The sequence below is a fragment of the Ochrobactrum sp. SFR4 genome (assembly GCF_019730395.1).
Classification (GTDB): domain Bacteria; phylum Pseudomonadota; class Alphaproteobacteria; order Rhizobiales; family Rhizobiaceae; genus Pseudochrobactrum.
On record NZ_JAAPBB010000296.1, the window covers coordinates 1 to 394 of the forward strand.

The window sequence follows — 394 nt, forward strand, 5'->3', positions numbered from 1 at the left end:
TTCCGCTTCACCGGCCATGGGGCATTCCGGCAATTTTTGCTGGTATCGCAGATGATATCACCGATTGTTCTGGTGCTCGGCCTGTTTCGGCTATTGGCTGCCTATGGTCTTATCGAGAGCGTTTCAGCGGTTGGCGGCGTCTATATGGCGTTCAATATCGCGTTTACCGTCTGGATGTTGCAAAGCTATTTCGACACCATACCCCGCGACCTTGAAGAAGCATCGTGGATGGAGGGTGCAGGACGCTGGAAAACACTCATAAGAGTATTTCTGCCGCTTTGCTTACCCGCAATTGCTGTGACTGCCATTTTTACCTTTATCAATGCGTGGAACGAGTTTGTTGTCGCGCTGACAATGCTGCGTAGTCAGGACAGCTATACATTGCCTATACAAG

1 protein-coding gene is annotated in these 394 nt (G+C 50.3%); it reads left to right on the forward strand.

Features of this window, described 5'->3' with window-relative positions:
- The coding region (locus tag HBA93_RS19065) for a carbohydrate ABC transporter permease (RefSeq protein ID WP_221724348.1) at positions 1-394 on the forward strand (394 nt) is incomplete at both ends.